This is a genomic window from Microbacterium sp. Kw_RZR3 (assembly GCF_029222405.1).
Classification (GTDB): Bacteria; Actinomycetota; Actinomycetes; order Actinomycetales; family Microbacteriaceae; genus Microbacterium.
This window is the reverse complement of record NZ_JARHXC010000022.1, coordinates 1-8,271: the sequence shown is the minus strand read 5'-3', so window position 1 is coordinate 8,271 and position 8,271 is coordinate 1. Positions and strand designations below refer to the sequence as shown.

The 8,271-nt window shown below is 71.7% G+C and carries 7 protein-coding genes; 4 read left to right on the top strand and 3 right to left on the bottom strand.

Translation table 11 applies throughout. The features are described from left to right. A partial coding sequence (locus tag P2P98_RS00805; RefSeq protein ID WP_275796270.1) for an MFS transporter occupies positions 1-1,334 on the bottom strand: 1,334 nt, incomplete at its 3' end. 129 nt (positions 1,335-1,463) lie between these two features. Here P2P98_RS00805 and P2P98_RS00800 point away from each other — a divergent pair. Further along, positions 1,464-2,153 (top strand): DUF2848 domain-containing protein, encoded by a 690-nt coding sequence (locus P2P98_RS00800; protein ID WP_275796268.1) that lies wholly within the window; start codon positions 1,464-1,466, stop codon positions 2,151-2,153. Positions 2,154-2,383: 230 nt separating this feature from the next. Here P2P98_RS00800 and P2P98_RS00795 read toward each other — a convergent pair whose 3' ends face one another. Further along, the gene (locus P2P98_RS00795) at positions 2,384-3,610 is read right to left on the bottom strand and encodes an HAD-IA family hydrolase (protein WP_275796266.1); all 1,227 of its coding nucleotides are present in this window, start codon (positions 3,608-3,610) and stop codon (positions 2,384-2,386) included. Positions 3,611-3,693: 83 nt separating this feature from the next. Between P2P98_RS00795 and P2P98_RS00790 the strand changes: the two genes are divergently transcribed. From P2P98_RS00790 to P2P98_RS00780, 3 genes are all read left to right on the top strand, one after another. Beyond that, entirely contained in the window at positions 3,694-5,064 is a 1,371-nt protein-coding gene (locus tag P2P98_RS00790) for an FGGY family carbohydrate kinase (protein ID WP_275796264.1), read from the top strand. 62 nt (positions 5,065-5,126) lie between these two features. Then, positions 5,127-6,014, top strand: coding sequence for a hypothetical protein (locus P2P98_RS00785; protein WP_275796262.1), 888 nt, complete (start codon positions 5,127-5,129; stop codon positions 6,012-6,014). 139 nt (positions 6,015-6,153) lie between these two features. Further along, positions 6,154-7,125 (top strand): LacI family DNA-binding transcriptional regulator, encoded by a 972-nt coding sequence (locus P2P98_RS00780; RefSeq protein ID WP_275796272.1) that lies wholly within the window; start codon positions 6,154-6,156, stop codon positions 7,123-7,125. A gap of 326 nt (positions 7,126-7,451) precedes the next feature. Here the strand turns inward: P2P98_RS00780 and P2P98_RS00775 are convergent. Continuing rightward, positions 7,452-8,271 (bottom strand): mannitol dehydrogenase family protein (locus P2P98_RS00775; protein WP_275796260.1); only part of this gene is annotated, 820 nt, incomplete at its 5' end.

Here is an 8,271-nt window from a genome sequence, read left to right as displayed (position 1 = left end):
CGCGACGAGGCGAGCACGTCGAGATACTCCTCGTCTTCGGCGTGCTGGGGGTTGCGCCCGAGCAGCAGGCCGACCACGGTGAGCACAGCAGCCACCCCGAGGTAGATCGCCGGAGCGACCCAACTGCCCGTCGCGCTCAGCAGTGCCGTGAAGATCACCGGTGCGAGGGCTCCACCGAACACGCCGGCGATCGTGTACGCCAGCGAGGAGCCCGTGTAGCGCAGGCGTGGGCTGAACTGCTCCGTGATGAACGCGGCCTGGGGCCCGTACATGAAGGAGTGGATCGCGAGGCCCACCACGACACCCAGGATGAACAGAGGTTGCGACCCTCCGCCGATCATGACGAAGAAGACGAACGGCCAGACAGCCGCGGCGACGGCCGCGATCGCGTACAGCACGCGACGGTTGACGAGGTCGCTGAGCCAGCCGGCGAGCGGGATGAGGGCGAGCTGGAACGCGGAGCCGATGAGGGTGGCGGTGAGCACCTGCGAGCGGTCCATGCCGAGCTGTGTCAGGCCGTAGGTGAGGGTGAACACCGTGAACATCGCGTAGAGGATGTCGGGGGCGAGCCGGCAGAGGATGGCGGCGAGCAGGCCACGGCCCTCGAGGCGGAACACGTCTCGGATGGGCGCTTCGGGGCGGTCGCCGGACTGCTCGATCGCGCGGAAGATCGGGGTGTCTTCGAGTGCGAGGCGGATCCACAGGCCGAACGCGACGAGCACGGCCGACAGCAGGAACGCGACGCGCCAACCCCACGCCAGGAACTGCTCGTCGGTGAGCATGAGTGTCAGGGCCGCGAGAACGCCGTTGGCGAGCAGGTTGCCCGCGGGCGGTCCGACCTGCGCGGCTGAGGCCCAGAACCCCCGCCGTCGCGGTGTGCCGAACTCGCTCGACAGCAGCACGGCACCGCCCCACTCGCCGCCGACGCCGACGCCCTGCGCGAAGCGCAGCAGCACGAGAATGACCGCGGCGAGCGGTCCGACGGCGTCGTAGGTGGGGAGCACGCCGATGAGGAAGGTGGCGACGCCCACGAGCATGAGCGTGATCACGAGCACCTTCTTGCGGCCGATCTTGTCGCCGAGTCGGCCGAAGACGATGCCGCCCACGGGGCGCGAGAGGTAGCCGACCGCGTAGGTCGAGAAGGCCAGGAGGGCGCCCGTCAGCGGGTCGCTCTCGGGGAAGAACAGCGCCGGAAAGACGACGGCCGCGGCCGCGGAGTAGACGGCGAAGTCGTACCACTCCAGAGCGGTGCCGGTGAGGCTGGCGGTGTAGGCCTTGGCGAGTGAGCGTTTGTGCTCTCGGCCGTGCAGCGCTCCGTGTCGAACGTTCGTCATGAGGGTCCCATCTGGTGTCGGCGAACCGCGTCGGTGCGTTTCCGTTCCCCTCATACTTGCTGTATACACGACGTATACGCAACCGATACGGCGAGATTTTCTCTCGTCGTAACACCGAGAAGAGGCGACGTGAGCATTCTGGAGTTCGAGATCATCGGCGAGGACACCCTCGTCACCGTCGACGTGCAGCACCTGTACAACGCCGGGTACGCCGGTCGTGACCAGGCCGCCGTGCGGCACCACATCGACGAACTCGCGGAGCTCGGGGTGCCCGCGCCGACGACGATCCCGTCGCTGTACCCGGTGTCGTCCTACCTCGCCCGGCAAGGCGACCTGGTCGAGGCTCAGCACGAGCGCACCTCGGGCGAGGCCGAGTGGGGCATCGTCATCGCGGGTCCCGCGGCCGACGACGTGCTGCTGACCGTGGCCTGCGACCACACCGACCGCGCCCTCGAGGTGCACGGTGTGGCGTGGAGCAAGAACGCCGGTCCCGACGTGCTCGGGCGTCGGGCATGGCGCCTGTCGTCGCTGGGCGGGCGCGCCGACGATCTGCGCCTGCGAGCCTGGGTGGGTACCGAGCGCACCCTCATTCAGGACGGCCGCGTGGGCGAACTGCTGTCGCCGCAGTACTGGCTCGACGTGCTCGCCGAGCGCGGTGAGCGGCAGGCGGGTGTCGCCCTCATCTCGGGCACCATCCCGATGATCGCCGGCGTCGACCAGTTCACCGACCGCTGGGAGGTCGAGCTGCTCGATGAGACCACCGGGGAGTCCAGCGTCGTCCGCTACGACGTCGAACGGATGCCGACGCCGATCGGCTGATCCCCACCGGCGACCGCGTCGGGCGGAACCCCGGGACGCGGGGACTCTCCGCGCGACGGGGGTTGCCGCAGTTCGTCGCTTCGGGGGTGCCGGAGGCGACAGATCGTGGCAATCGGTGGACGGAGGAGGGGTGGATGCCGGGAGTCAGGCCGAGGGCCCGAGTCCTGGCATCCGGGATCGCTCAGTCGGACGACGTGAGAGCCGCGCCGTTCCCGTTGCGCTCGATGTCGTCACACGAGGGGCGGGGCCGGAGCCAGACGCAGCGCCCCGGATGCCGTGACCTCGAGCCGCACGGCATCCAGGCCGTCCACGACGAGGTCGGCGGTCAGCTCCTCATCGGCCGTGGTGCCGGTCAGCGCCAGCACCGCGCACCCCGCGGCCCGTGCTGCGGCGATGCCGGCCGGGGCGTCCTCGACGACGAGGCAGCGTGACGGGTCGACGCCGAGGCGGGCGGCGGCGGTGAGGAACGGCTCCGGGTGCGGCTTGCCGTTGACGACGTCGTCGACCGTGACGAACACCGCGGGCTGCGCGTAGCCGGCCGCAGCGAGGCGAGCCGTCGCGATCGGCACCGACCCCGACGTCACGATTGCTCGACGTTCGGCGGGCACCGAGGCGAAGAACTCCCCGGCGCCGCGGATCGGCCGCAGGCCCACGGCATCCGTCACCTCGAGATCGGTGACGTGCGCGATCGCCTCGGCGTGCCGGTCGGAGGGCAGCAGATGCCCCACGAGCGTGCGCGCGGGCTGTCCGTGATTGGCGTGCAGGGCCTCCATCGACACCTCGAAGTGCTCGGCGAACCGGCGCCAGGAGCGGACGACGGATGCCGTGGAGTCGACCAGTGTCCCGTCGAGGTCGAAGAGCACGGCGTCGAACTCGCGGGTAAAGATGTCTGCGCTCGTGTCGACCGGCCGGCGGAGCCCGAGCGCAGGGAGCACCCGGGCCAGCTGCTGCGCCGTCGACAGTTCCGCATCCACGGTGGTCACCGGGATCGCGGGTGCGGCGGGCGCGGTGTCGGGGCGGTGCGCGTCACGGGACGCTCCCCGGGAGGCGCGACGGGATGCCAGCACCGCGGGGTCTCCGTCGACGTGGATGACGTGCGGCTCGGCGGGGGCGAGAGCCGCGCGCAGCGCTTCCCACTCAGCGCCGCCCGCGAGCTCCGCGGTGAAGGGGGCGACGACCACGACGCGGCCGGCCGTGGACAGTGCATCCGCCGCCGTGGCGCGAAGTGCGGCGTAGCGTCCGGCGCGGATCGCGGCGGCGTGCGGCGAGGTGAGCCAGTGGTCGCCGAGCACCCCCGCAGGCAGGGCGTCGAGCAGGGGCGTCGTGACGCTGTCGAGGTCGATCAAGGGCGCCCGGAGCCGCTCGGCGATCGCGCGGCCGAGCGTGCTCTTGCCGCTCCCGGCGGTCCCGGCGACGACGACGGCGAGCGGATCGGGAAGTTGACACGGCGACGGCATACCTCCACGATAGACGTAGCAAGTCACCGGTGTCATGCTCGAAATTCCGGGACTCGAAGAAGTTCCGGAAAGGACGGCCGCGCATGCAAGACACCGGTGACATGGCGACGGGCCCCTCGCGCCTCCACGCGGGCATCGATCTCGGCAGCACGGGCATCAAGATGCTCGTCATCGACGACGCCGGAACCGAGCTCGCCGCCGCCCAGGTGCCCACACCCTGGCGTGTGGGCGAGGGCGGAACCACCGACATCGACGCGGGCGATCTGCTCGCCGCGGTTCGCGCGCTGATCGATCTGGTGGACGCCGAGCTCGCGCCTCTGACCGCCGACCCGCTCACCTCGCTCGCCGTCGCGGGCATGGGCGAGACCGGCATCCTGATCGACGCGGACGGCGTCGCCGCCGGCCCGGGCTTCGCGTGGTTCGACCCGCGCGGGTGGGAGCAGATCGCCGCGTTCCCCGCCGTCGTGCGCGAGGAGTTCGCCGGACGCACGGGATTGCCCCTCGGCGCCCAGGTGAGCGTCGCCAAGCTCGCGTGGCTGCGCGACCAGGGCACGTCGCTCCAGGGTCTGCGTTGGCTCGACCTCCCCGAGTTCGTCGTCGCCGCCCTCGGGGGAGACGTGGCGCTCGAGCTCTCGCTCGCCTCACGCACCGGGCTCATCGACCAGGACTCCGGTGCGGCCTGGCCCGCGATGCTCGACGCGCTGGGGGTCGACGCCGACCTGTTGCCGCCGCTGCGCGGAGGCGGACTGCCCTGGGGCGTGGCATCCGACGCTCTCGGTCCCCGCGTCGCGGGTGCCGCCCTCACTGTCGCCGGCCACGATCACCTCGTCGCCGCCCAGGCCAACGGAACCCTGGATGCCGACGGCTACCACGTCTCCCTCGGCACCGCCGAGGTCCTTCTGCGCGTGCTCGACGCGCCCCTGGGCTTCGCCGCACGCCAGCGCCTCGCCGACGCGCTCATCAACGAGGTGCGCCACGTCGTGCCGGGCAAGCACGTGCTCGTCGCGGGCGTCAAGACCGGGCTCCTGCTGCGCCGCGCTCTCCACGCCGCCGGGATCAGCGATCGCGCGGGTCGCGACGCCCTCGACGACGCCGTGATGGCCCTTTCCTATGAAGGGGAACTGCCGGCCGGGGCGATCGAGGTCACCGGCGCCCGCAACGACGACGGCGTCCTGCGTCTGACCCTTCACGCCGAGGCGAGCCCCGCCGAGATCTTCGGCGCCGTGCTCCGGCACAGCAACGACGAGATCGCCCAGCTCATCGCCGCCATGGACCGCGAGGTCGCCCCCGCCACGCACTCCACCCTCACCGGCGGCTGGGCGGGCATGGCCAGCGTCCGGCGCGCCCGCGCCGAGGTGCTCCCGAATCCGTCCCTGTCCACCCGCGAGCAGGACGTCGCGTACGGAGCCGCCGACATGGCGCGGCGCCTCGTCTCGGCATCCGTCCCCTCCTGACTTCCCACCCGCCGCGCTCATCCCGACCGGACGCGCGAACAGACCCCCAGAAAAGAGAGATCATGAACGCACTCACCACGCTCGAGCGCCGCGCGCTCCAGTCGATCAGCACCCCCGACGGCCACATGCTCATCGTCGCCGCGGACCAGCGCAACGGCATGAAGGCCGCCATCAAGGACGCTCCGAACGGCTCCGACGCCATCTCGCGCGAAGAACTCGCCGAGGTGAAGGCCGACCTCGTGCGCCACCTCGCCAACCACGCCCCCGCGATCCTGCTTGACCCCGAGGTCGCGCTGCCGCAGATCGTCGACGACGGCGTGCTCGCCCGCGACACCGCCCTCGTCGTCGGTCTCGATGCCTCGGGTGCCGAGACGGTCGAGGGCCTCAAGTACACGCGCTTCGTCCCGGGGGTCACGCCGCACTCGATCCGGGAGCAGGGCGCCGACGTCGCCAAGATGCTCTGGTACACACGGCCCGACAAACAGGATGCCGACTCCCGCGTCGCGCACGAGATCCGCGATCTGGTGAAGGCGTGCGACGAGGAGGGGCTGCTCCTCATCGTCGAGTTGCTCACCTACCAGCTCGACGACGAGAGCGATGAGGAGTACAAGGCGAAGTTCGCCGACCTCGTCGTCGACGGTGCCGCCCTCGCCGTGGCGTGCGGCGCGAAGATCCTCAAGCTGCAGTACCCCGGTTCCGCCGAGGCGAGCGCCCGCGTCACGGAGGCCGCTCAGGGCGTGCCGTGGGCCGTGCTGTCGGCCGGCGTCGACCACGAGACCTTCATCGAACAGGTGCGCACGGCCGTCGCCAACGGCGCCTCCGGCGCGATGGCCGGCCGGTCGCTGTGGAAGGACAGCCTCTCCATCGACGCCGACCGTCGCGAGGAGCTCCTCTCGGGCCGCGCGCTGCCGCGCCTGCGCGAGCTCGCCGACGCCGTCGACGGCCGCTGATGACCCCCTCGCCCGCCCCGCGTCGTGCGGTCGTCCCGCGGGTGCACGCGGTGCCGGACCGGTTCGACGCCGGGCGGGCGATAGGGTGGCGGGGCCGATCCGCCGCCCGACCCGACCTTGGAGGTGCCCTGTGACGACCATGCGCGACGTCGCCCTGCGCGCCGGGGTCAGCACCAAGACCGTGTCTCGGGTCTTCAACGACGACCCGCACGTCCTCCCCGACACCCGCGCGCTCGTCGAAGCGGCGATGCACGACCTCAACTACGTCCCCAACGCGCTCGCCACCACCTTCCGCGCGGGGCGCGCGTCGGTGATCGGCGTGGCCGTTCCCGACGTGGTCGACCCCTTCTTCGCCGCGATCGCGCGCGCCGTCGAGGACCTCGCGCGCGACCGTGGGCTCTCGACCCTCGTCACGAGCCTCGGCGACGACCCCGCGAACGAGCGTCCCGCCCTCGAGTCTCTGCTCGGGCGCCAATTGACCGGTCTCGTGATCGCCCCGGTCGGCACTGACCATTCGTGGCTGGAACGCTGGCGGGGGCACACCCCGATCGTCTTCGTCGACCGCGCTCCCTTCGGGCTGCACACCGACACCTTCACCGAAGACGATGAGGCCGGCGCTCACCTCGCCACGACCCACCTGCTCTCGCACGGGCACCGTCGCATCGCCTACATCGGCGACATGGTGCACCTCTCCACCGAGACCAAGCGCGTCGAGGGGTGGCGCCGCGCGCTGCGCGACGCCGGAGTCGATGTCGACGAGCACCTCGTCGCCTCAGGTGTCTCGGACCGCGAGTCCGCGGCATCCGCCCTCGAACGACTCCGCGGAATCGACGACCCGCCCACGGCCCTGTTCTCGGCGAACGCGCGCTCGTCGATGGCTCTCGCGCACGTTCTGCGGGGCCGGCCGATGCCGTACGTCGGCTTCGGCGACTTCCCCATGGCCGACACCCTCACGCCGTCCGTGACCGTGATCGACCAGGACCCCCGCCGCATCGGCGCGCTCGCCGCCGAACGGGTGTTCGCGCGACTGCAGCCCGAGGCCGGGGTCGACCTCGACGAGGTCACCGTGATCGATGTGTCGCTCGTCGAGCGGGAGTCCTGCGGCCTCTGACGGCGGCTCGTCGTGCGTGGCGGGGCGTCCGCGGTGCCCGAACCGTGCGCTCGGGCCCTCGGGCTTGGCGTCGCCCCGACCCGGGGCGTTCGGATGCCGGGTGTCAGCGCCCTGAGGTGGCGCGACCGGGTGCTGCGCGCCGCCGCCCAGACGAGGGGCGTTCGGATGCCGCGTGGCAGCGCCCTGAGGTGGCCCGACCGGGTGCCGCGCGGCGCCGCCCCGACCAGGGACGCTCAGGTGCCGCGTGGCGTCGCCAGGAGTAGGGCCCGCTCGGGTGCCGCGCGGCGCCGTCCCGACCAGTCGCGCTCCGGCGGGAGGGACGAGCCTCAGGCGCCGATGACCCGAGCGATCGCGCCCCGCGCGCCGTGGGTGGCCAGCGACGCGCGCGCCTCACGATAGGCCTCGCGCAGGCGCGGGTTCTGCCCCAGGTCGCCGAACACCGGCGCGTAGTCGAGCAGGGCCACCGGGTCGTCGGCGACGATCGCGCGCAGCTCTTCGAGGCGGCTGTCGACCGCGGGCGTCTCTTCGCCCGTCTCGGTCTTCCCCTCGAGGAACACGCTCCACGCGGCCAGCACGAGGGCGGCGTGATCGATGCGTCCGCCGCTCTCGAGCTGCGCACGGACGACCGGAAGCAGGAACTTCGGCAGACGGTCGGAGCCGTCGACGACCTGACGCGCGAGCGTGTCGAGGATCGCCTCGCTGCTGAAACGCGCGATGAGCTGATCGCAGTAGGCGTCGAGATCGATGCCGGGCACGGGGCGCAGGGTCGGGATGGCCTCTTCGTGCATGTAGCCCTGCAGGAACGACACGAACAGGTCGTCGGTGCACACCTCGTGCACGTAGTGCGCCCCCGACAGGATGCCGAGGTAGCTCATCGCCTGGTGCGACGCGTTGAGCAGCCGCAGCTTCATGAGCTCGTAGGGCTCCACGTCGTCGACGAGTTGCACGCCGACCTCGTCGAACGGAGGCCGGCCGGCCGGGAACGCGTCTTCAAGCACCCACTGCTCGAACGACTCCGCGCGGACGGGCCAGCGGTCCCGGATGCCGAACTCCTCGGCGATCGCGGCCCGCGTCTCGTCCGTGGTGACCGGGGTGATGCGGTCGACCATCGAGTTGGGGAACGAGACGTTCCGCGCGATCCAGCGT